Below are 20,914 nucleotides of genomic sequence, written 5' to 3' on the forward strand. Positions count from 1 at the left end.
GCGAATACGCGAGCGACTCAGGCGGTCAGCGCGTGCAGCGCCTCGTCGGTGAGCCACAGCGATTCCTGCAGGTCCTGCTCGTTCAGGTTCAGGCCGTCGCCGCCGCGATCCACGACGATGAAGTCGCTGACGCCACCGAGCGCGATCAGCGGGTGATGCCACACGCCCTTCGCATAGTTGACGCCCTGCCACCCGCTCGTCACGAACGCGCGGATCTTCGCCGGATCGAGATCGCCTGTGGGCGCCACGACGACGAGATACGGCTGGTCGTTCAGCGGCACGAACGCCTGGCTGCCGAGCGGGTGCCGTTCGAGCATCTTCACTTCGAACGGCAGCGTGCGCGGCTGGCCGCGGAACAGGTTGACGAGCGTGCGGCCGTCTTCATCGGTCACGTCGACTTTCGCGAGATCGTGAAAGCGGATCGTGGTGCCGAGGTTGATCGGGATCTGCTTCGCGCCTTCCGTTTCAATCACGTCGCCGAATGGCGCGAACGCTTCCTTGGTCAGCGGTTCGATGGCAAGCGTCTTCATTTGTCGAGCGTCCCCCACAGACGCAGGCGCGACACGCCGCCGTCCGGAATGATGTTGAGTCGCACGTGCGTGACGGGGCCGAGCGATGCGATGTCGTGTTCGAAGTAATGCTGCTTGTCCATTTGCAGCTTCTGTTCGCCGAGCAGCACGGGCCAGAACATCGACTGCGTGATCAGCGAGCTGTCCGTGCCGCCCGACACGTACGCGGCCTGGATCGAGCAGCGGTCCGGATAGTTGCCCTTGAAGAACGCGGTATCGACTTCGATCTTGCGGATCACGCCCGGCTGCGCGAGCGCGATGATCGCCCAGTCGTTGCCCGGTTCGCGGCGGCGGCGGGTTTCCCAGCCGTCGCCCATGTTCACGCCACGGCCCGGCAGCAGCAGGTTCGACGCGACGCCGAAGTGCTGGTTGTTCGCGGCCACCACGTAACCGCCGTTTTCCATCGCCGCGAGATCGAACTGCTCGGTCGCGCTCGCGCCGGCCCAGTCGAGTTGAGGCTGGCCGTACACGCGCAGGCGTGCAATGCCGCCATCCGGGTAGATGTTCACGCGCAGGTGCGTGAACGCACGCGCGTCGCTCGCTTCGACATAGTGATGGCTGTTGCCCTGCAGCGTCGTCGACGGCACGATCTCGACCCACTCGGTCGCATGCGTCGGCGCACCGTCGGCCACGAACGCGGCCTCGATCGACGCGGCCGGCGGGAAGTTGCCGGTGAAGTGGCTCGTGTCGATGTCGAAGCCCTTGATCACGCCCGGGCGCGCGAGCTTGACGATGCACCAGTCGTAACCCGTCGTGCGCTTGCGGCGCGTTTCCCAGCCGTCCATCCACTTGCCGTGGTCGTCGTACTTGCCGGGGATGAAGACGGCCGGCTCGGGGTTCAGCATCCGATCCTTCGGCGCGAAGAAATCGTCGCTGGCTTCGAGCGCCTGCGCACCGAGACGCGGGTCGGCAAGATTCACGTAGCGCCGCGTGAAGTCGGGGGCGTTGGGATCGAGAAGCGGAACAGCCATGATGTTTCCTTGTTTCAGTGATGCGATCAGGCCGCTGCGACGCAGCAGGCGGTATTGCGGTGTCAGGCGTCAATCAGGTCGTCGAGGCGGAAGCGCGCGATCCGGTAGATCTGGTCGAGGCTCGCACGCAGTTCCTCGGTGCGCGAATGATTCACGCGCGACTCGAAGTTCGCGATGATGCCGTGCCGGTCATAGCCGCGCACCGCGAGGATGAACGGGAAGCCGAACTTCTCGCGATACGTGCGGTTCAGCGTCAGCAGCTTGTCGAACTCTTCCTGCGTGCACTGGTCGAGGCCCGCGCCGCTCTGCTCGCGCGTCGACTCGGCCGTCAGCTCGCCACGCACGGCGGCCTTGCCGGCCAGTTCCGGGTGAGCGTTGATCAGCGCGAGCTGGCGCACTTCGCCGCCCGTTTCCACCGCGCCCGACATCGTCTTGTGCAGTGCGTCGATGCTCGCAAACGGCCGCTCGCCCGCAGCGACTTCGGCCACCCACGGCGAATGTTCGAAAATCCCCGACAGCGCCGCGACAAATGCGCTCGGCGCCATCGTGTTCAGTTGATCCAACGTGTAGCGCATCGCCTTCATGCTTTCCCTTCGTTTCGATGATTGGGCTGATACGGATGATGTTCACGCCAGTGACGCGCGATATCGACACGGCGCGTCACCCATACGCGATCGTGCTTCTCGATGTGATCGAGGAAACGCTGCAGCCCGCGGAACCGGCCCGGCCGGCCGAGCAACCGGCAGTGCATGCCGATCGACAGCATCTTCGGCGCTTCGTCGCCCTCCGCGTACAGCACGTCGAACGCGTCGCGCAGGTAGTCGAAGAAGTGATCGCCGGTGTTGAAGCCCTGCGGCGTCGCAAAGCGCATGTCGTTCGTATCCAGCGTGTACGGCACGATCAGTTGCGGCGACTTCTTGCCGCCCGACACGTCGACGTCCATCCAGAACGGCAGGTCGTCGCCGTAGTTGTCGGAGTCGTACAGGAAGCCGCCGTATTCGGCGACGAGGCGGTGCGTATTGGGGCTGTCGCGGCCGGTGTACCAGCCGAGCGGGCGCTCGCCCGTCACGCGCTCGATCGCTTCCATCCCGAGGCGCATATGCTCGGCCTCGAGCTCCGGCGTCATGCTCTGGTAGTGGATCCAGCGCCAGCCGTGGCACGCGATTTCATGGCCCAGCTCGACGAACGCGCGCGCGAGCTCCGGATGGCGTTCGATCGCCATGCCGACGCCGAATACCGTCAGCGGCATCCCGCGCTTCTCGAATTCGCGCAGGATGCGCCATACGCCGGCCCGCGAACCGTATTCGTAGATCGACTCCATGCTCATGTGGCGGTCGGGATACGCGGCCGCGCCGACAATTTCGGACAGGAATTGCTCGGAGCCCGGATCGCCGTGCAGCACGCAGTTCTCGCCGCCCTCCTCGTAGTTCAGCACGAATTGCACAGCGACGCGGGCGCGCCCCGGCCAGTTCGCCTGAACGGGATGGCGGCCGTAGCCGATCAGGTCGCGAGGATAGTTGGGATCGAGTGACATGGTTCGAAGTGCGGCGAAAGCTCGCTGAAATAATGGGTTCGCATCGACTGCGCGGGTGCCGGAGGCTGGCTGCGCAAGCCGATGCGATGACGGCCCAGTGTAGCGAAAACGCCCATACGCGCCCATACAGCGGCGCAGATAGTGCGTGTCAGACGGTGTGTATGTGCGGTTGCGGCAAATTCGGGACCGGTTCCCCCTCATCCCCGTCCGGCGGGCTGAAGCGGGCGAATGCGCCGTCATAGCGCTTCGGCAGCGGCCGCGCGTAGTCGCCGCGCTTCGCGGTCGCGAGGCGCAGCGCGACGAGCGCCTCGGCCCACTTGACGGCCGCCGTGACACCCTCGACCACCGGTGCGCCAATCTGCTGCTCGATCTCGTGCGCAAACTCGGCCATCCCCGCGCAACCGAGCACGATCGCGTCGGCGCCGTCCTCGTCGAGCGCGCGCCGGCATTCGTCGACGATGATCCGGCGCGCGGCCGAGCCCGGCCGGTCGAGTTCGAGCACGGCGACGTCGGTCGCGCGCACGTTGCGGCAGAAGCGCTTCATCCCGTAGCGCTCCGCGAGGTGCCACGCCATCCCGCAGGTGCGCGCGAGCGTCGTGACGACCGAGAAGCCCGGCGCGAGCACGCTCGCCGCATGCATCGCAGCCTCGGCAATGCCGATCACCGGCCCGCGCGCGAGCTCGCGCGCCGCGTAGAGGCCCGGATCGCCGAAGCATGCGATCACGTATGCGTCGCAGCCATCGCGTTCGCCCTGCACGATCTCGGCGAGGAGCCCCGGCGTCGCGAGCGCCTCGTCGTAATACCCTTCGATCGACGGCGGGCCCATCGGCGGGCTCACCGCCGCGATCTCCGTGCCGGCGGCCGCGACCTCGCGCGCGCAGCGGCCCATCGCGTCGGTCATCCGCTGGGTCGTATTCGGATTGATCAGTCGGATCTTCATCGCACGCTCCTCAGGCCTTCGCGCTCACGAGCAGCCGGTAGAACACGAAGCCGAGCCCCGCGCCGATGAACCACGAGAAGTTCGCGACGCCTTGCCAGCCCGGCACCATCACGCAGACGATCGCGATCAACGCGGCCGGCAGCAGCGCGGCGAGCGCACGGCGGTTCACGCCGCCCGTGTACCAGTACGTGCCGCTTTCCGACATCGTGTACAGGTCGTCGCGCACGAGCCGGCCGCGCTTGACGAGGTAGAAGTCGGCGATCAACACGCCGTACAGCGGGCCGATGAACGCACCGAGCACGTCGAGCGTGTAGTGGATCACGGCCGGGTTGTTGAACAGGTTCCACGGCGTGATGAAGATCGACGCAACGGCCGCGAGCATCCCGCCCGCGCGCCAGCTGATCAGGCGCGGCGCAACGTTCGAGAAGTCGAACGCGGGCGACACGAAGTTCGCGACGATGTTGATGCCGATCGTCGCGATCGTGAACGTCAGCGCACCGAGGATCACCGCGGTCGGATGGTCGATGCGGCCGACCGTCTCGACGGGATCGGTGATGAGTTCGCCGAACACCGGCAGCGTCGCGGCCGTCGTGATCACCGTGACGAGCGAGAACGCGAGGAAGTTGACGGGCAGCCCCCAGAAATTGCCGCGCTTCACTTCGCCGAACGAACGGCAGTAGCGCGAGAAGTCGCCGAAATTCAGCATCGGCCCGGAGAAGTACGACACGACCAGCGACACGGCCGTGATCATCACCGGAATCACTTCCGCGCCGTGGTATTTCACGCCGCCGAGATTGATGCCGATGTTGCGCCAGCCCGCGCGCCACACCATGTAGCCGGCGAGGATGAACATCACGACGTAGACGGCCGGCCCCGCGAAGTCGATGAACTTCTTGATCGTCTCCATCCCGTTCCAGAACACGAACGCCTGGAGCACCCACAGCAGCATGAAGCCGGCCCAGCCGACCGCCGACAGCCCGAGGAAGCCGTAGTGGTGGACATCCGCATAAGGCAGCCATTGCGGGAAGAATTTCAGCACGACGATCACGAGCGCGCTCGACGCGAGATAGGTCTGGATGCCGTACCACGCGATCGCGATCAGCCCGCGGATCACGGCGGGCACGTTCGCGCCGAGCACGCCGAACGTCGCGCGGCACGCGACCGGATACGGCACGCCGACCTGCTGGCTCGGCCGCGCGATCAGGTTGCACAGCTGGTTCACGATACCGATCCCGACGATCAGCGCGATCAGCACCTGCCAGCTCGTCAGCCCGAGCGCGAACAGGCTGCCTGCGAACACGTAGCCGCCGACGCTGTGCACGTCCGACATCCAGAACGCGAAGATGTTGTACGAACCCCATGTCTGATTTTTCAGGGGTGCCAAATCTTCGTTGTACAGACGTTCGCTGTAACCATTCGGCAGCGTCGGATCGCCGCCCTCCCCGCCTTCTTCCGCCGGATAGGCGCTGTCGTGCGCCACACTGAACTGAGCCATGACTTCTCCTTGACGCGGCCGCGCGGCCGCTCCACCGTCATCGATATCGCTCCGGATCGACGCCCGGAGTCGGACCAGCGGCCCGCGGCAAACACCGCGGGCCTGCATTTCGCTCGTTCTTGTGGCGCGCGGCCGGGTTCGCGTCGCCGCTCAGGCGCCGCCGAACACTTCGCGCAAATCGACCTGCCCTTGCGCGGGCCGGTCCAGCATCTTCAGTTCGACATGCTGCAGGTGGTGCGCCATCAGCGTCACCGCCCGCTTCGGATCCCCCGCCTCCAGCGCGCCGAGGATCTCGTCGTGGTCGTCGCACGAGCACGGGCTGCGCCCGTGCGATTCGTACAGCGCCGACATCAGCGTCGAGCGTGCGACGAGCCCTTCGAGGCACTCGCTGAGCGTCGCATTGCCCATCAGCGTGGCAAGCGTCGTGTGGAATTCGCCCGACAGGCGGATCCAGGCGGCGAAGTCGTGCCGCTCGAATGCCTTGCGTTCCTTCTCGATCAGCGTGGCGACCCCTTTCAGCCGCTTCGCGCCGGGCCCGGTCGCGAGCCGCTCGACCACGGCGAGCTCGATGATCCGGCGCATCTCGAACACCTCGTGCACGTCCTGCAGCGTCGGGCTCGCGACGAACGCACCGCGGTTCGGCTCGAGATCGACCAGCTTGTCGGTTGCGAGCTGCGCGAGCGCCTGGCGGATCGCCCCGCGCTTCACGTTGAACACATCGCAGAGCTGCGCCTCCGTCAGCTTCGCGCCGGGCGCGAGCCGATGCTCGAGGATCGCCGTGCGGATCCGCTCGGCGATCGCTTCGGGACTGGCTGCACCGGACGGGTGGGATTCGGGCTCGTTCATGATCGGCATCGTGTGATGATCCTCATCCTAGGGCGGACATAAAGATTGTCAACAATTCTTTTCCGGCATTGCGCACAATCGGCGTGCATCGATGCGACCCCGTTCGGTGCACGATGGGCAGAATCCAGGCACGACAAGGACAAGACGCAAGACAGAGGCCATTCTCGTCGTATACCCTTCCGGCTATTTTGTTGACAAAACTGGTGCAAGATCCGGTTTGGACCCTGCTGGTGTCGACGAAAAATATAGACCGTTAGTTGCGCACTTACATAAAGAAAAAGGCGGGAAACCCGCCTTTCGCTCGATCGCGCCCGCCTTAGCCGAGATGCGGATAGTCCGACAGCGTGAGCCGGAAACCGTGCGCATTCGCGACCAGTTGCGCCTGCGCGCCGAACGGCAGCGTCAGCAGGTCGGGCACATGGCCGAACTGGAGCCCCGTGACGACCGGAATCCCCACCACCGCACGCACCTGCTCGATCATCGCCTGCATGTCGTAGCCGTTGTCGTACTCGAACGGCCGCGCGCCGGTGAACTGGCCGAGCACGAGCGCCTGCTGGCGCGCGAGCAGCCCCGACAGGTGCAGTTGATAGATCATCCGTTCAATCCGGAACGGCTGTTCGTTGACGTCCTCGATGAACAGGATGCCGCCTTCGATGTCGGGCATGTAGGGCGTACCGACGAGCGACGTGAGGATCGCGAGGTTGCCGCCCCACAGTGTGCCCGTCACGTTGACGGTCTGCACCTGCGGCGCTTCGGCGATGATCGTCGTGCTCGGCTGCGTCAGCGTCTGCCAGAAGTGCTGCATCGTGAAATCGCTCGGCGTTTCCGCGCCGAAGTCGGCGGACAGCATCGGGCCGCCGAACGTCTTGATGCGCGCCTTCGCGTACAGCGCGAGCTGGAGTGCCGTGAAGTCGCTGTGGCCGACGAGCGCGACCGGCTGGTCGCGCAGCCTGCGTTCGAGCCCGCGATAGTCGAGCCCGTGCAGAATGCGCGCGGCACCGTAACCGCCGCGCACCGCGAGCGCGATGTCCGGCAGCGGCCGTTCGGGATCGGCAAGGCGGTTCAGGTCGCCCGCCCGCTCGCCGTCGGTGCCGCCGAACCGCTGGAAGCGCCGCTGCGTCGCCTCGATGTTCTCGACGCGGTGCTGCGCGGTGCTGAGGCGCTCGAGCGCACGATTGATCGCGTCGGGGTCGTGCGGATAGCCGGACGGCGCAAGCAGGCGGATGGTGTAGGACGCGGCGGGCTGGAAGGACATGGCGAAGGGTGTCGGGTCGTCAAACCTGCTTAGAGGGCCTGAACCGTCTCCGGTTCACGGAACCGTGGACGCCCGGCTCGCGCCGGGCGACACGCGCGGCGGGCGCGCCTATGACGTGCCGGATTCGGCGTCGCGGGCCAGCCGTGCTTCGCGCAGCGCACGACGGCGCTCGGCGAAGAACGACTTCAACGCGGCACCGCACTCGTCGGCGAGCACGCCACCGGTCACTTCGGTATGGTGATTCAACTGCGGATTCGCGAACGCGTCGATCACGCTGCCGCAGGCGCCCGTCTTCGGGTCGGCGGCGCCGTAGACGACCCGCTCGATGCGCGCATGCATGATCGCGCCCGCGCACATCAGGCACGGCTCGAGCGTCACGTACAGCTCGCAGCCGGGCATCCGGTAATTCTGCAGATGCTGCGCGGCCATGCGCAGCGCGGCCATTTCCGCATGGGCCGACGGGTCGTGCCCGCCGATTGGATGGTTGAAGCCGCGTGCGATCACTTCGTCGCCGCGCACGAGCACCGCACCGACCGGTACTTCGCCGGCCGCGCGCGCCTCTTCGGCGGCGGCCTGCGCAAGACGCATGAAATGCAGGTCGCGCGCCGATACGGGCGCGGCTTCGGGAACGGGAGAATCGGCGGTAGATTCGGCCGCCGGAGCGGCCGCCGACCCGGCTGCGTCGTGCAGCGCGTCGGACGTCACATCGGCCCCGCTTCGGCGGACGCTTCGTCGAGCCCGCGCTCGCACAGGCGTTCCGCGATGCGCCGGCAGTAGTCGCGCGGCATCACCATCGGGCCACCGCGCAGCGATTCGAGCGCCATGTCGAGCGCGAGGATCTTCGCCTGCAGCCGGCACCGCGCGGCACGGTCGCTGACCGCCTGCACTTCGTCGTGCAGGTTGCGCAGCGCGCGCAATTGCTCGACGGCCGGCGGCACGAAGCCCGCATTCTTCAGGATACGGTTGGCCACCCGCACCTCCTCGGGTACGAGCAGGTCGTCATCCAGCGCCTGTGGCGCGCCGGTACCCGGCAAATCGTCGAACTCGCGCCGCGCGGCAGCAGCGGCAATACGTTGTTCGACCAGGGCGTCAAGCAATCTCATCGGTCAATCGAAACAATGCGGCAGCCGAATTCTAGCAGGGTGACGCACGTGTGACAGGCACTTCGAACGAATGCTCGATATGCCATTGACGACACGCTCGCGCCGTGCTTGCGCGAGCGTTGTTCCAACCCCGTTTAAGACCATGCCGGCTCGTGACCACGCATGGTCGCACCCCATTTCTGCGCGCCGCCGATACCCGGCGCCGCCGTCGACGCAGCCGCTTCGCTGCGGCCGCGTCGTCACGTCCGCCGCTACTGTCCGTTGTACAACTGATTGTTGAGCCGATCGAGTTCGCCCGACTTCTGCGCGCGCAGCAGTTCGTTCCGTACCTGCGCTCGCGTGAGCGCGGTCGGACTCCCCGCCTGCGACCCTGCGCCGGGCATGCTGCCCATCGACGTCGCGCTGATCGCGGCATCGGACGGCGGCGTCGACGTCGGCGCGCTCCCTTCCTGCGCCTGCGCGAGCCCCACCGCGCCCAGCACGCAGATTGCGGCCAGCGCCGCCTTGTACATGGTCTTCATCGTGGCACCTCACATGAAGCTGCAATACCCCCCAACGACGCGGGCGGCGCCGGCTTCCCGCCGTCCGCGCACTTCGACGTCCTGCTCGCGTGCCGTCGTATCCGGCGTGCACGCAACGTCGATCCTTGCTGGCAATCCCTCTGTTTCCCCCCGGGGCTGGCGCATCGACATGCGCGATTTCGTGCTGCGGCCACATTGCGCGTTTCGAGTTGTGTGGCTCGCGCATCCCGCCGCATCGCGAATCGGATATTCCGGTTGCATTCACGTTGCATCGGACGAATGCCGCACGCCGAATGCAACGGCATGTTCGTCACGTGAATACAACTGGAATGGAGCAATGATAGAAACCACGTGCCGCTTTGACGCCCCCTTGAAAGGGGGTAATTTCGGTCGTTGTCATGTTGGGCGTCTAAGCTGGACAGACAGGACGGCGCATGTGCAATCGGCCACGTCACCACGACGCGGCGCGCGAGTCCGATGCACGCTCGAGGAGCGTCTTCATGTCCGACAAGCACGTCGCGCTGGCGAGTCACATTCGACGACTCTGTTCGCTCGGCGTCGAGCCGCGCCTCGTCATTCCTCATGTGATTGAAGCCGCACGACACATCGTCGGTGCCGACTGGGGCATGTTCTTCTACGCCGACGAGCACTACGCGCTGTCGGACGTCTACAGCGAGAACGACACGGTCTACACGGTATTGCCGTCGTACTTCATGAACGTGCACAACACCGCCCGGCAGGAGGTGCTCGGCGTCACGTTCTCCGACGCGATGCGCCGCGGCCGCGGTTTCGTCAACAGCGCGCACTACGACGACGAGCTGCTGTCGAGCGAGATGTATGCGGACCTGTGGCAGCCGACCTCGATGCGTCATTGTCTCGAACTGACCGCGACGGACGGCACGCGCGGCTGGGGCAGCCTGCAGCTGTCACGCGCGCCCGGCAGTCGTCCGTTCTCGGAAAAGAATCATCGCGACATCGAACCCGTCGCCAGACATCTCGCGCACGCGCTGTCGCGGCCCGCGCAACTGCCGCTGCACGAGGCGGAAGGCAGCCTGTCCGCGATCGTCGTCGTCGATGGCGCCGGCCGGCTCCTGCTGCACAACACGGAGAGCATCCGGATGCTGTCGCTCGCGACCGGCGAACCGCTCGCGTTCTATCGTCACGACCACTTGCCGGACTGGCTCGCCCCGCTGCTGTCGAACGTCAACCGGATCTGGCGCGGACACCCTGCGCCACCCGCGACGCTCGAGCGCCGCAATACCGCCGGCCGCTTTCGCTTCAAGGCCTATCGCCTCGCCGACGCACGCCCCGTGCAGCGCGATTTCTCCATCGTGATCTACATCGAACATTTTCCGCCGCTCGAACTGGAGATCGAACGGCTCGGCTTCGAATTCGGGTTGACCGAACGCCAGCGCGAACTCTGCACGCAGCTCGTGCTCGGCCGCTCTCACAGCGAGATCGCGAGCGGCTTCGCGCTGCGCAACAGCACGGTCATCGATCACGTGCGCAAGATCTATCGCAAGCTCAACGTGCACAACCACGACGAATTGCGCAGCGTGTTCCGGGCCGGCTCGCACGACTAGCGCGGCATATCGTTCGTTTTCCTGATCGGTTCACATGTTCCGCTCGACACGCGGCGCATGGTCGAACCACAGTCATGCGGCTGCCCGCATCGGCCGCGCTTGCGGAAACGGACGAAACATCCATGCGATCAGGCATGCACCGATGCCGATCGCGCACGAACCGATGTAGAGCCAGCGGTAGCTGCCGGACGCATCGACGATCAGGCCGCCCGCGACGGGCCCCGCGGCCATGCCGAGGCCGCCAGCCATCGCGCAGCCACCGATCACCGTGCCCGTCATCCGCTGCGGAAAATTCTCGCGCGCGAGCACCGAATACAACGGCATCACGCCCGCATAGACGAAGCCGAACAGCGTCGCGATCACGTAGAACCCGTCGAGCGTGCGCACGAAGCCATAGCCGAGCGCACCGAGCGCCTGCGCGAGCAGCCCGGCCACCAGCATGCGCTTCGCGCCGATGCGATCGCCCAGGATCCCGAACACGATCCGGCCGCCCATGCCGGCGAGCCCTTCGACGCTGTAGATCGATACCGCGACGGTCAGCGGGATCCCGCACGTCACCGCGTAGCTGACCGTGTGGAAGATCGGGCCCGAATGCGTCGCGCAACAGAAGAAGTTGGTCAGCAGCAGCACGATGAACGGCGGCGAACGCAGCGCATCCATGACCGACATCGCCGCAGGCTCGTCCGCCGGTGCAGGGGCCACCGGGGCCGCAGGCGCACCGTCGAGCGCGGGCGCCCGGCGCACCAGCAGCGACACCGGAATCATCACGACGGCCGCCAGCACCGCAATCAGCAGCATCGACGTGCGCCAGTCGCGCACCGACACGAGCCACGCGGCCAGCGGGGCCATCGTCATCGGCGCCATCCCCATCCCGGCCGACACGAGCGACACCGCCAGGCTGCGGTGCGTGTCGAACCAGCCCGTCACGCACGCCATCATCGGCGCGAATATCGCGGCCGTCGCGCCACCGACGGCGAGGCCGAAAGTCAGCTGGAACGCGAGCAGCGACGGCGCACGGCTCGCCAGCGCCAGGCTCGCCGACAGCAGGACGGCGCCCGTCATGACGACCGGGCGCGTGCCGATGCGATCCGACAGGCTGCCCCACCCCATGCTCGCGAAGGCCATTGCGATGAAGCCGAGCGTCATCGCGCCGGAAATGCCGGTCATCGACCAGCCGGTGTCGCGTGCGATCGCACGCAGGAACACCGGCAGCGAAAACATCGCGCCGACCGCGATGCAGCCCATCAGGCCGCCTGCGGCGACGATCACCCAGCGGTATCGGGAATCCGGCATGGCGTGCCTCCTTTTCGTTACGGCAATGCCCGGGACCGGGTGCTACCCGCGTGGCGCCATGTCCGGTCGACATGGATACGACGGGCGACGCATCGGGAAATCGACAGGCGCGGAACACGCGCCGGCGAATTTTTATGGTCCGCCGCTCCGCTCCGCCCGCAACCGGCGGATCGTCCGTTTGGTCTGTCCCCTGCCGGCGCGCTTTTCCGGAATCGGAAAGTTCAAATCAGAAATCGTTGGTTGGGACCCGCGAGCGCGCTGACTACACTCGATCAATCTTGTCATAACAAGTTGACCGATGACTTCACCCAACGTCGTGCCGCTGTCGATGGCCCCGCTCTACGTGCAGATCAAGGACACCCTGCGCGCGCGGATTCTCGACGGCACCTATGCGCCGCACAGCCGGATGCCTTCCGAACACGAACTCTGCGCGATGTTCGACGTCAGCCGTATCACGGTGCGCCAGGCGCTCGGCGATCTGCAGAAGGAAGGACTGCTGTTCAAGCTGCACGGCAAGGGCACCTTCGTGTCGAAGCCGAAGGCGTTCCAGAACGTGACGTCGCTGCAGGGCTTCGCCGAGGCGATGTCGTCGATGGGCTACGAGATCGTCAACCAGGTGCGCAGTTTCCGCACCGTCAAGGCCGACCGCCATCTCGCGACCAAGCTGAACGTGCCCGAAGGCGCGCCGCTCGTCGAGATTCATCGCGTGCGGCTGCTGAATCGCGAGCCGGTGTCGCTCGAACAGACCTGGGTGCCCGAAGCCCTCGGCAAGCGCCTCGCGGGCGCCGATCTCGCGACCCGCGACATCTTCCTGGTCCTGGAAAACGACTGCGGCATCCCGCTCGGCCATGCCGACGTGTCGATCGACGCGATCCTCGCCGACGACGAGATCGTCGATGCGCTGCATGTCGAGGAAAGCAGCCCCGTGCTGCGCATCGAGCGCCTCACGCACGACGCATCGGGCGCACCGATCGACTTCGAATACCTGTACTTCCGCGGCGACGCCTTCCAGTACCGGCTGCGCATCGACCGCCAGAAACCGCGCAAACCTGCAAGGACACAACGATGACTACTCATGTGCTCGAATACGACATCGTCGTGGTCGGCGGCGGCACGGCCGGCCCGATGGCGGCAATCAAGGCGAAGGAGCGCGACCCGTCGCTGCGCGTGCTGCTGCTCGAAAAGGCGCACGTGAAGCGCAGCGGCGCGATCTCGATGGGAATGGACGGCCTGAACAATGCGGTGATCCCCGGGCACGCGACACCCGAGCAGTACACGCGCGAGATCACGATCGCCAACGACGGGATCGTCGACCAGGAAGCCGTGCATGCGTATGCGCGGCACAGCTTCGCGACGATCGAGCAGCTCGACCGCTGGGGCGTGAAGTTCGAGAAGGACGGCACCGGCGACTACGCGGTGAAGAAGGTCCATCACATGGGCGCATACGTGCTGCCGATGCCCGAAGGCCACGACATCAAGAAGGTGCTGTACCGGCAACTGAAGCGCGCACGCATCGCGATCACGAACCGGATCGTCGTGACGCGCGTGCTGACCGATGCGCAGGGCCGCGCGAGCGGCGTGCTCGGTTTCGACTGCCGCACGGCCGAGTTCCACGTGATCCGTGCGAAGGCCGTGATCCTCTGCTGCGGCGCGGCCGGCCGGCTCGGCCTGCCGGCTTCGGGCTACCTGATGGGCACCTACGAGAACCCGACCAACGCAGGCGACGGCTACGCGATGGCCTATCACGCGGGCGCCGCGCTCGCGAACCTCGAGTGCTTCCAGATCAATCCGCTGATCAAGGACTACAACGGCCCCGCGTGCGCATACGTGACGGGCCCGCTCGGCGGCTTCACCGCGAACGGCAAGGGCGAACGCTTCATCGAATGCGATTACTGGAGCGGCCAGATGATGTGGGAGTTCTACCAGGAACTGCAAAGCGGCAACGGCCCGGTGTTCCTGAAGCTCGACCATCTCGCGGAAGAAACGATCCAGACCATCGAGCAGATCCTGCATACGAACGAACGGCCGAGCCGCGGCCGCTTCCACGCGGGGCGCGGCACCGACTACCGGCAGCAGATGGTCGAGATGCACATCTCCGAGATCGGCTTCTGCAGTGGCCACAGCGCATCCGGCGTGTACGTGAACGCACGCGCGGAGACGACCGTACCGGGGCTCTATGCGGCCGGTGACATGGCGGCCGTCCCGCACAACTACATGCTCGGTGCGTTTACGTACGGCTGGTTTGCCGGGCAGAATGCGGCCGACTACGTTGCCGGCCGCGCGCATGCGCCGGTGGACGACGAACAGGTCGCCGCCGAGCGCACCCGCGTGCTTGCCCCGTTGCTGCGCGAGCGCGGCCTGGCGCCGGCGCAGGTCGAATACAAGCTGCGTCGCATGGTGAACGACTATCTGCAGCCGCCGAAGGTGACGCGCAAGATGGAAATCGGGCTTCAACGTTTCGACGCCATTACTGAGGATATCGAATCGATCAAAGCCGATCATCCGCATGAACTGATGCGCGCCGCCGAGGTGCGGGCGATCCGCGACTGTGCGGAAATGGCCGCGCGCGCGTCGCTGTTCCGCACCGAGAGCCGCTGGGGGCTGTACCACCATCGCGTCGACTTTCCGCAGCGCAACGACGCCGAGTGGTTCTGCCACACGTGGCTGCGCAAGGGCGCCGACGGCGCGATGCGCAGCGAGAAGCGAGCGGTCGAACCCTACGTCGTGCCGCTCGCCGACGACGAGCGCAGCGCCTACGCGCATCTGCGCATCCGCGAACCGGCCGCGCCCGCGGCCGCCCTCTGAGGAGCCCAACCGTGCCCCATACGCCGCACGACATCTTCCTGCGCAGCAGCGCGCCCGTCACGATCGACGAGGATCTGTGCATCGCCGACAAGGGCTGCACCGTCTGCGTCGACGTGTGCCCGCTCGACCTGCTCGCGATCGACGTGACGAAAGGCAAGGCCTACATGCAGTTCGACGAGTGCTGGTACTGCATGCCGTGCGAGCGCGACTGCCCGACCGGCGCGGTCAAGGTCGACATCCCGTACCTGCTGCGCTGATCGTGTGAGCGGCAGGCTCTCACCCTCCCCCGACCGTTTACCCATGACCGCCTCTGCCTTCGCTTCCCCGCTGCCCGGCGCGCGCGACCCCGACCTGGCCGCGCTCGTCGCCCGCCTCGCCGCGCCCGACGCGTCCGAGCGCCGCATCGCACTGCTCGAACTCGCCGACCTCGAGGATCCCGACTGCGTGCCCGCGTTCGTCGCGTCACTGCGCGACGATGCGTCGGCCGACGTCCGCGGCGAAGCCGCCCGCGCGCTCGGCGCGTGGGAGCAGCCCGACGTCGTCGACGCACTGTGCGGCGCGCTGCTCGATCCGGACGACGGTGTACGCGCCACCGCCGCACAAAGCCTGTCCGAACTGAAGGACGCCGCATCGGGCGCGGCGCTGCGTCGCTGGGCCGACCGGCCGGAGCCGTTCGTGCGCGCCGCCGTGCTGCGCGGCCTGCGCGAACTGCGCGACCCCGATGCGTTGGCGCCCGCGCTGCACGCGTTGGATGCCGATGCGGCCGCCGTGCGCGCCGAGGCCGTCGCGGTGCTCGGCTGGCTCAAGGATGCGCATGCGTTGCCGCCGCTCGCGCGCGTCGCGACGGCCGACACCGATGCGGACGTACGACGTGCGGCGGTCGGCGCGCTCGGCTTCGCCGCGCCCGACGACGCGCCCGTCGCGACAGCGCTGCTCGCCGCACTGCGCGACCCCGCGTGGCAAGTGCGCGAGGAAGCGGCCGCGACACTCGGCAAGCTGCGGATCTCCGCTGCGAGCGCACCGCTCGTCGCCGCGCTCGACGACGACTACTGGCAGGTACGCCTGCGCGCCGTCCGTGCGCTTGGCCAGTTGCGCGACAGCACCGCCGCCCCTGCGATCGCCGCCTTGCTCGCGCATGCGATCGGCAACCTGCGCAAGGAGGCCGCGCTCGCGCTCGGCGAACTGCGCGAGCGCACGACCCTGCCCGCGCTGCACACCGCACTGGAGGATCGCGACCCCGAGGTTCGCAAGGCCGTGCGGATCGCGATCCGGCAGATCGACGAGGCTTCGCGATGATCGTACCGACCGAAATCGTGCTCGATCATCCGGCGCGCGCGCTGACGCTGCGCTGGCCGGACGGCGACACGCAGCATATCGGCTATGCGCAGTTGCGCCGCGGCTGCCCGTGCGCGGAATGCCGTCGGATCCGGTACGACGGCGGCCGTGTCGACGTGCAGCCCGGCCTCACGCTGGACGATGTGGAGCCGGCCGGCTACGGTATCCGTCTCGCGTTTGGCGACGGCCATGCACGCGGCATCTATCCGTGGCCGTATCTGGCCGGCATGAACGCAGCGCCGTCGCATCGCTAGAACCGCTTCCTGCGCGACGCGCGCGGCATCGCCGACACGCGAGCGAAAACGCTGCGATACTGACGGCCACGATCGTCTCCACTCACAGCGGGAGTCAGGACATGCAAACGGCAGTCGGATTCATCGGCCTCGGCGTGATGGGCACGCCGATGGCACTCAATCTCGCGCGGGCCGGCACGCCGCTCGTCGCATGGAGCCGCTCCCACGGCAGCGACGACGCGCTGCGCGACGCCGGCGCACGCATCGCCGAGCACGCCGACGACGTGTTCGCAGCCTGCCGTACCGTCATCCTGATGCTCGCGAACGATACCGCGATCGACACCGTCCTCGGGCGCGGCACGCCCGACTTCAGTCGTCGCGTCGGCGACCACGTGATCGTGAACATGGGCACCACGTCGCCGGAATACTCGCGCGCGCTGGCCGACGAGATCGCGGCCGCGTCGGGCCGCTACGTCGAGGCACCCGTGTCGGGGTCGCGCAAGCCGGCCGAAGCAGGCCAGCTCGTCGTGATGCTGGCCGGTGCGCAGGACGACGTCGACGCGGTTCGCCCGCTCGTGAAGCCGCTATGCCGCGACAGCTTCATCTGCGGCAACGTGCCGTCGGCGCTGACCATGAAGCTCGCCGTCAACCTGTTCCTGATCACGATGGTCACCGGACTGACCGAAGCCACGCATTTCGCGCAGCGTCACGGCATCGATCTCGCCCGCTTCGCCGACGTGCTGAATGCCGGCCCGATGGCAAGCGACGTGTCGCGCGTGAAGATCGGCAAGCTCGTCGCGGCGGATTTCTCCGTGCAGGCCGCGATCACGGACGTGCTGAAGAATGCGCGCCTCGTCGCCGAGTCGGCGCGCAGCATCGGCATCGCGTCGCCGCTGCTCGATATCTGCCACGCGCTTTACGGCGAGACCGAACAGGCCGGGCATGGGTCCGCCGACATGGTCGCCGTGATCCGCGCGATCGAGCAGCGTACCGAGGACGGGCGATGAATCGTCGCCTGACGTCGCTTACCTGCCCACGCTTCGACGCATAGAACCATCATGTCCGATTCGTCGCCCGCGCCGACCGTGCGCCCCGTTCCCGCCGTGATCGGCGTCGTCCTCCGCGAACGCGACGTGCTGATGGTTCGCCGCGCCAATCCACCCGATGCCGGCTGCTGGGGGTTTCCCGGCGGCAAGATCGAAGCGGGCGAAACCGTCACGCGCGCCACCGTGCGCGAGATCGCCGAAGAAACCGCGATCGACGTCGAAGCGCTGGACGTGTTCACCGCGCTGGATGCGTTCGATCACGATGCCAATGGCGGCCTGCGCCAGCATTACGTGTTGGTCGCCGTGCTGTGCAAGTGGCTGCGCGGCATGCCCGTTGCGGGTGACGATGCACTCGAAGCGCGCTGGTTCGATCTCGCCGAACTCGATCGTGACGATCTGCCGATGAGTGCGGGCGTGCGGGACGTCGCGCGGCGGGCGGTGGAACGGGCAGCCACCCTGGCCGAAACGCGTCGCGCTCCAACCTGACATAATGCTTACTTTCCGCATCGCCGTGCAGGCAGCCCGATCGGGACCCTGACGGCGCCAGCCACCTGTCGCGACTAAAACAACAAATCAAATCATGATCGGAATCCGCCAATCCACCCCGGCCGACGGCGCACGCGTGCTCGATATCTGGCGCAGCGCGGTCGATGCCACGCATCACTTCCTGAGCGACAACGACCGTCGCGCGATCGAATCCGAAGTCGTCGCGTTCCTGCCCGGTGCACCGCTCGATCTCGCCGTCGACGATACCGACCGTGCGATCGGCTTCATGCTTCTCGACGGCAGTCACATGGAAGCGCTGTTCATCGATCCTGCTCATCATGGCGCGGGGATCGGGCGCCTGCTCGTGGAAGATGCACTCAAGCGTCATCCCGACCTGTCGACCGACGTCAACGAACAGAACGACCAGGCGGCGGGATTCTATGAACGGCTGGGATTCGAGCGCTGCGGACGATCGCCGCTCGATGGGCAGGGTCGGGCTTATCCGTTGATTCACCTGCGTTATCGCGGGAGCGATCACGCCTGAGCGGTATCACGCAAGCGCATGCCCTCTGCTTGCGGCTTCGCGTCGTGCGCTTTTGTCGACGACCCAGCCGCGCATCCGAGCGCGTTCGATGCCGCGATACCCGCGACATCCCTGCCTCACCGGTATCGCGCGTATCGCACCGTTACGCGCGTCCCCGGGCAAGCCTGCTCCCCACGGCCGCAAACGCGCGCTGCATGAAGCCGTTGAACCGCTCGGCATCGCGCCGCAGCCCGGCCTGCTGGCCGCCGATCAGGCAGAGATGCGCGAGCTGCCCCACGATCTCGGCTTCACCCGGCAGGCGGGCCCAGCGGCGGGACGTCTCGACCGCGAATGCCAGGCGCGTCGCATCGACGCGCTGCTGGAATTCCGCCACCAGCGGATCGTGCAGCGCCCACGCGCGAATCGCAATTTCACGGCCGGGCCGCTTCTCCGCGGCGATGTGCAGGTAGCGCGCCAGCGTGTCGCCCGCGCTGCGGCCGTCTGCCGCATACGCGAGCATGCGTGCGGTGTAGTCGCTCTCCCACGCGGTCAGCAGCGTCCGGACGAAATCCTCGCGATTGCGGAAGTGGTGATAGAACGATCCGCGGGTCACGTTCAGCCGTCGCGCGAGGCTTTCGGCGGACATGCCCGCATACCCTTCCCCGTCGAGGGCGTCAAAGCCCGCTGCAATCCAGTCGTTTCGCGTCAGTGTGCTCATCGTCATCGCCATACAGGCTGTGTATGGTGCGGCATGGACAGATAGGCTGCGAACTCTATCACGGCCGCCGCCGCTTCCGGCAGCGCGCCATTACGCATGGAGTCCGCCTTGAAAGACATCGCTCTCGTCGCATTTGACCAGTTCACCGACGTCGACCTGTTCCTGATGTGGGACATTCTCGGCCGCAACAACCGCGACTGGCGCGTCCGGATCCTGGGTGCGCAGCCAGTGCTGCATTCCGCACATCGTCTGGCCATCCCGACGCACGGCCCGCTTGCCGATGCCAATCACGCCGACGCGGTCCTCTTTTCGAGCGGCAAGGAAGGCGTACCGGCCGCACTGGCCCATCCCGACTTCCTGCCGTCGTTCGATCTCGATCCCGAGCGCCAGCTCGTCGGATCGATCTGCGGCGGGGCCTTCATTCTCGAGGGGCTCGGGCTGCTGCCGGAGCGCCGCGCCACGACGCATCCTGACGCGCGGAAGGGTTTGCAGGCACTCGGGCTGGACGTGCTGAACCAGCCGCTGGTGTGCCACGGCAATGTCGCAACCGCGGGCGGATGCCTGGCGTCGGTCTATCTGACGGGATGGCTGGTCGAATCGATGTTCGATGCGGACAAGCGCCGCGAGACACTGCTGCCTGTGCTGCCCGCCGGGCAACGGGAGATTTACGAAGATCTGATCGAGTTCAGCATCAGGCAGGGTGCGGGACAGACCACGGGCCCGATCCGGATGGTTGAAGGCGAAAACAGTCTGGCGGCATGACGCGCGGACCAATGGGCTGCCGATAGTCGGCGGCCGGCACCCTGTTGCATCGTCGTGCGTCCTGCAGTGCCAATGGCGGATCGGGTCGGCGCTCGCCGCAAGGATGGTCGTTTCCCGCGCTGAACGAGCCTGTCGCGGGTCTGGAGATGCTAACCTCTCGGCCACTCTAACGACACCGCGTGAAGCAACAGGATTCGACCATGCAAACCGTCGCAGTACTGGACTTCGAAACAACCGGACTTTCGCCGAATATGGGCGACCGTGCGACCGAAATCGCCGTCATCCTGCTCCGGGACGGACAAGTCGTCGACCGTTTCCAGAGCCTGATGAATGCAGGCAGACGCATACCGTCCGATGTCGTCGCACTGACCGGCATCACGAACGAGATGATTGCATCGGCGCCCCCGGCATCGAAAGTCATGAAGGAAGCCGCAGCGTTCGTCGGCAAGCATGCGGTCGTCGCGCACAATGCCGGCTTCGACAAACGGTTCTGGCAGGCGGAACTCGGGCTGCTCGGCATGTCGGCCGAGCATGCCTTTGCGTGCACGATGCTCGTGGCGAGACGTATCTACCCGGATGCCCAGAGTCACCGCCTGTCGAGCCTGGTGGATATGCTGCGGTTGCCCAAATCGGGCCGTGCCCACCGGGCGATGGTCGATGCCGAGATGGCCGGTCACCTGTGGTGCCGGTTGCAGCACGACATTGCGCGGACTTACGGGCTGAACCGCATCGATCACGCGCTCATGGCGCGTGTCCAGGCAACGGCCAAGGCGAAAGTGCCGACGTACCTGCGTTCGCTCGTGGGCTCGCACGCGTGAGATTCGATCGGCGGACGCGAGCGATCGCCATCGGGCGCACAACGGATTGCCGCGTCACGAATGACGCACGCCGTTTCG

24 protein-coding genes are annotated in these 20,914 nt (G+C 66.6%); 11 read left to right on the forward strand and 13 right to left on the reverse strand.

The window, feature by feature from the left end; translation table 11 throughout:
* Positions 1–17: 17 nt before the first annotated feature.
* The 11 genes from BDO18943_RS20975 to BDO18943_RS21025 all read right to left on the reverse strand — a co-directional run bounded on the left by BDO18943_RS20975 (position 18) and on the right by BDO18943_RS21025 (position 9,234).
* Positions 18–530, reverse strand: coding sequence for an ureidoglycolate lyase (locus BDO18943_RS20975; RefSeq protein WP_175023866.1), 513 nt, complete (start codon positions 528–530; stop codon positions 18–20).
* The gene (gene alc / locus BDO18943_RS20980; RefSeq protein ID WP_043187987.1) at positions 527–1,540 is read right to left on the reverse strand and encodes an allantoicase; all 1,014 of its coding nucleotides are present in this window, start codon (positions 1,538–1,540) and stop codon (positions 527–529) included. Before alc ends, BDO18943_RS20975 begins: the two co-directional genes overlap by 4 nt.
* A gap of 62 nt (positions 1,541–1,602) precedes the next feature.
* Positions 1,603–2,124, reverse strand: a complete 522-nt coding sequence (gene uraD, locus BDO18943_RS20985) for a 2-oxo-4-hydroxy-4-carboxy-5-ureidoimidazoline decarboxylase (protein ID WP_043187984.1) — start codon at positions 2,122–2,124, stop codon at positions 1,603–1,605.
* A complete protein-coding gene (gene puuE / locus BDO18943_RS20990) occupies positions 2,121–3,074 on the reverse strand; it encodes an allantoinase PuuE (protein ID WP_043187981.1) in 954 nt (317 codons plus the stop codon). Before puuE ends, uraD begins: the two co-directional genes overlap by 4 nt.
* A 148-nt stretch (positions 3,075–3,222) precedes the next feature.
* A complete protein-coding gene (locus BDO18943_RS20995) occupies positions 3,223–4,014 on the reverse strand; it encodes an aspartate/glutamate racemase family protein (protein ID WP_175023867.1) in 792 nt (263 codons plus the stop codon).
* A gap of 10 nt (positions 4,015–4,024) precedes the next feature.
* Positions 4,025–5,509 (reverse strand): NCS1 family nucleobase:cation symporter-1, encoded by a 1,485-nt coding sequence (locus tag BDO18943_RS21000; protein ID WP_175023868.1) that lies wholly within the window; start codon positions 5,507–5,509, stop codon positions 4,025–4,027.
* Positions 5,510–5,659: 150 nt separating this feature from the next.
* On the reverse strand, positions 5,660–6,364 hold the full coding sequence (locus BDO18943_RS21005) for a GntR family transcriptional regulator (RefSeq protein WP_175023869.1): 705 nt from the start codon (positions 6,362–6,364) through the stop codon (positions 5,660–5,662).
* 307 nt (positions 6,365–6,671) lie between these two features.
* Positions 6,672–7,610, reverse strand: a complete 939-nt coding sequence (gene ldcA / locus BDO18943_RS21010; RefSeq protein WP_175023870.1) for a muramoyltetrapeptide carboxypeptidase — start codon at positions 7,608–7,610, stop codon at positions 6,672–6,674.
* Between the two features lie 108 nt (positions 7,611–7,718).
* Positions 7,719–8,315 (reverse strand): tRNA adenosine(34) deaminase TadA, encoded by a 597-nt coding sequence (gene tadA / locus BDO18943_RS21015; RefSeq protein WP_175023871.1) that lies wholly within the window; start codon positions 8,313–8,315, stop codon positions 7,719–7,721.
* On the reverse strand, positions 8,312–8,713 hold the full coding sequence (locus BDO18943_RS21020) for a DnaJ family domain-containing protein (protein ID WP_043187968.1): 402 nt from the start codon (positions 8,711–8,713) through the stop codon (positions 8,312–8,314). Before BDO18943_RS21020 ends, tadA begins: the two co-directional genes overlap by 4 nt.
* Before the next feature lie 251 nt (positions 8,714–8,964).
* A complete protein-coding gene (locus BDO18943_RS21025) occupies positions 8,965–9,234 on the reverse strand; it encodes a DUF4148 domain-containing protein (RefSeq protein ID WP_175023872.1) in 270 nt (89 codons plus the stop codon).
* 500 nt (positions 9,235–9,734) lie between these two features.
* On the opposite strand from BDO18943_RS21025, the gene BDO18943_RS21030 reads away from it, so the two are divergent.
* On the forward strand, positions 9,735–10,817 hold the full coding sequence (locus BDO18943_RS21030; protein WP_089450816.1) for a helix-turn-helix transcriptional regulator: 1,083 nt from the start codon (positions 9,735–9,737) through the stop codon (positions 10,815–10,817).
* Between the two features lie 72 nt (positions 10,818–10,889).
* Here BDO18943_RS21030 and BDO18943_RS21035 read toward each other — a convergent pair whose 3' ends face one another.
* A complete protein-coding gene (locus BDO18943_RS21035) occupies positions 10,890–12,110 on the reverse strand; it encodes an MFS transporter (RefSeq protein WP_175023873.1) in 1,221 nt (406 codons plus the stop codon).
* A gap of 298 nt (positions 12,111–12,408) precedes the next feature.
* Between BDO18943_RS21035 and BDO18943_RS21040 the strand changes: the two genes are divergently transcribed.
* From BDO18943_RS21040 to BDO18943_RS21075, 8 genes are all read left to right on the forward strand, one after another.
* Positions 12,409–13,179, forward strand: a complete 771-nt coding sequence (locus BDO18943_RS21040) for a GntR family transcriptional regulator (protein WP_175023874.1) — start codon at positions 12,409–12,411, stop codon at positions 13,177–13,179.
* On the forward strand, positions 13,176–14,915 hold the full coding sequence (locus BDO18943_RS21045; RefSeq protein WP_175023875.1) for a fumarate reductase/succinate dehydrogenase flavoprotein subunit: 1,740 nt from the start codon (positions 13,176–13,178) through the stop codon (positions 14,913–14,915). The genes BDO18943_RS21040 and BDO18943_RS21045 overlap by 4 nt, the downstream gene beginning before the upstream one ends.
* An 11-nt stretch (positions 14,916–14,926) precedes the next feature.
* Positions 14,927–15,172 (forward strand): 4Fe-4S dicluster domain-containing protein, encoded by a 246-nt coding sequence (locus BDO18943_RS21050; protein ID WP_043190913.1) that lies wholly within the window; start codon positions 14,927–14,929, stop codon positions 15,170–15,172.
* 43 nt (positions 15,173–15,215) lie between these two features.
* Complete coding sequence (locus tag BDO18943_RS21055) at positions 15,216–16,211, forward strand: HEAT repeat domain-containing protein (protein ID WP_175023876.1); 996 nt, start codon at positions 15,216–15,218, stop codon at positions 16,209–16,211.
* Complete coding sequence (locus BDO18943_RS21060; protein ID WP_175023877.1) at positions 16,208–16,504, forward strand: gamma-butyrobetaine hydroxylase-like domain-containing protein; 297 nt, start codon at positions 16,208–16,210, stop codon at positions 16,502–16,504. The genes BDO18943_RS21055 and BDO18943_RS21060 overlap by 4 nt, the downstream gene beginning before the upstream one ends.
* Before the next feature lie 101 nt (positions 16,505–16,605).
* Positions 16,606–17,490, forward strand: a complete 885-nt coding sequence (locus BDO18943_RS21065) for an NAD(P)-dependent oxidoreductase (protein ID WP_175023878.1) — start codon at positions 16,606–16,608, stop codon at positions 17,488–17,490.
* Positions 17,491–17,541: 51 nt separating this feature from the next.
* Entirely contained in the window at positions 17,542–18,015 is a 474-nt protein-coding gene (locus tag BDO18943_RS21070) for an NUDIX hydrolase (RefSeq protein WP_175023879.1), read from the forward strand.
* A gap of 94 nt (positions 18,016–18,109) precedes the next feature.
* A complete protein-coding gene (locus tag BDO18943_RS21075; protein WP_175023880.1) occupies positions 18,110–18,559 on the forward strand; it encodes an acetyltransferase in 450 nt (149 codons plus the stop codon).
* A gap of 142 nt (positions 18,560–18,701) precedes the next feature.
* Here BDO18943_RS21075 and BDO18943_RS21080 read toward each other — a convergent pair whose 3' ends face one another.
* Positions 18,702–19,256 (reverse strand): TetR/AcrR family transcriptional regulator, encoded by a 555-nt coding sequence (locus tag BDO18943_RS21080; protein ID WP_175023881.1) that lies wholly within the window; start codon positions 19,254–19,256, stop codon positions 18,702–18,704.
* Between the two features lie 96 nt (positions 19,257–19,352).
* Between BDO18943_RS21080 and BDO18943_RS21085 the strand changes: the two genes are divergently transcribed.
* Complete coding sequence (locus BDO18943_RS21085) at positions 19,353–20,018, forward strand: DJ-1/PfpI family protein (RefSeq protein ID WP_175023882.1); 666 nt, start codon at positions 19,353–19,355, stop codon at positions 20,016–20,018.
* A 200-nt stretch (positions 20,019–20,218) separates the two neighbouring features.
* On the forward strand, positions 20,219–20,836 hold the full coding sequence (locus tag BDO18943_RS21090; RefSeq protein WP_175023883.1) for a 3'-5' exonuclease: 618 nt from the start codon (positions 20,219–20,221) through the stop codon (positions 20,834–20,836).
* Positions 20,837–20,914 lie beyond the last annotated feature (78 nt).

The organism is Burkholderia aenigmatica (assembly GCF_902499175.1).
GTDB lineage: Bacteria > Pseudomonadota > Gammaproteobacteria > Burkholderiales > Burkholderiaceae > Burkholderia > Burkholderia aenigmatica.

Coding starts and splice junctions, on each gene's coding strand:
- BDO18943_RS20975 (WP_175023866.1), bottom strand. CDS start 530: ATGAAGACGCTTGCCATCGAACCGCTGACCAAGGAAGCGTTCGCGCCA.
- alc (WP_043187987.1), bottom strand. CDS start 1,540: ATGGCTGTTCCGCTTCTCGATCCCAACGCCCCCGACTTCACGCGGCGC.
- uraD (WP_043187984.1), bottom strand. CDS start 2,124: ATGAAGGCGATGCGCTACACGTTGGATCAACTGAACACGATGGCGCCG.
- puuE (WP_043187981.1), bottom strand. CDS start 3,074: ATGTCACTCGATCCCAACTATCCTCGCGACCTGATCGGCTACGGCCGC.
- BDO18943_RS20995 (WP_175023867.1), bottom strand. CDS start 4,014: ATGAAGATCCGACTGATCAATCCGAATACGACCCAGCGGATGACCGAC.
- BDO18943_RS21000 (WP_175023868.1), bottom strand. CDS start 5,509: ATGGCTCAGTTCAGTGTGGCGCACGACAGCGCCTATCCGGCGGAAGAA.
- BDO18943_RS21005 (WP_175023869.1), bottom strand. CDS start 6,364: ATGCCGATCATGAACGAGCCCGAATCCCACCCGTCCGGTGCAGCCAGT.
- ldcA (WP_175023870.1), bottom strand. CDS start 7,610: ATGTCCTTCCAGCCCGCCGCGTCCTACACCATCCGCCTGCTTGCGCCG.
- BDO18943_RS21020 (WP_043187968.1), bottom strand. CDS start 8,713: ATGAGATTGCTTGACGCCCTGGTCGAACAACGTATTGCCGCTGCTGCC.
- BDO18943_RS21025 (WP_175023872.1), bottom strand. CDS start 9,234: ATGAAGACCATGTACAAGGCGGCGCTGGCCGCAATCTGCGTGCTGGGC.
- BDO18943_RS21030 (WP_089450816.1), top strand. CDS start 9,735: ATGTCCGACAAGCACGTCGCGCTGGCGAGTCACATTCGACGACTCTGT.
- BDO18943_RS21035 (WP_175023873.1), bottom strand. CDS start 12,110: ATGCCGGATTCCCGATACCGCTGGGTGATCGTCGCCGCAGGCGGCCTG.
- BDO18943_RS21040 (WP_175023874.1), top strand. CDS start 12,409: ATGACTTCACCCAACGTCGTGCCGCTGTCGATGGCCCCGCTCTACGTG.
- BDO18943_RS21045 (WP_175023875.1), top strand. CDS start 13,176: ATGACTACTCATGTGCTCGAATACGACATCGTCGTGGTCGGCGGCGGC.
- BDO18943_RS21055 (WP_175023876.1), top strand. CDS start 15,216: ATGACCGCCTCTGCCTTCGCTTCCCCGCTGCCCGGCGCGCGCGACCCC.
- BDO18943_RS21060 (WP_175023877.1), top strand. CDS start 16,208: ATGATCGTACCGACCGAAATCGTGCTCGATCATCCGGCGCGCGCGCTG.
- BDO18943_RS21065 (WP_175023878.1), top strand. CDS start 16,606: ATGCAAACGGCAGTCGGATTCATCGGCCTCGGCGTGATGGGCACGCCG.
- BDO18943_RS21070 (WP_175023879.1), top strand. CDS start 17,542: ATGTCCGATTCGTCGCCCGCGCCGACCGTGCGCCCCGTTCCCGCCGTG.
- BDO18943_RS21075 (WP_175023880.1), top strand. CDS start 18,110: ATGATCGGAATCCGCCAATCCACCCCGGCCGACGGCGCACGCGTGCTC.
- BDO18943_RS21080 (WP_175023881.1), bottom strand. CDS start 19,256: ATGAGCACACTGACGCGAAACGACTGGATTGCAGCGGGCTTTGACGCC.
- BDO18943_RS21085 (WP_175023882.1), top strand. CDS start 19,353: ATGGAGTCCGCCTTGAAAGACATCGCTCTCGTCGCATTTGACCAGTTC.
- BDO18943_RS21090 (WP_175023883.1), top strand. CDS start 20,219: ATGCAAACCGTCGCAGTACTGGACTTCGAAACAACCGGACTTTCGCCG.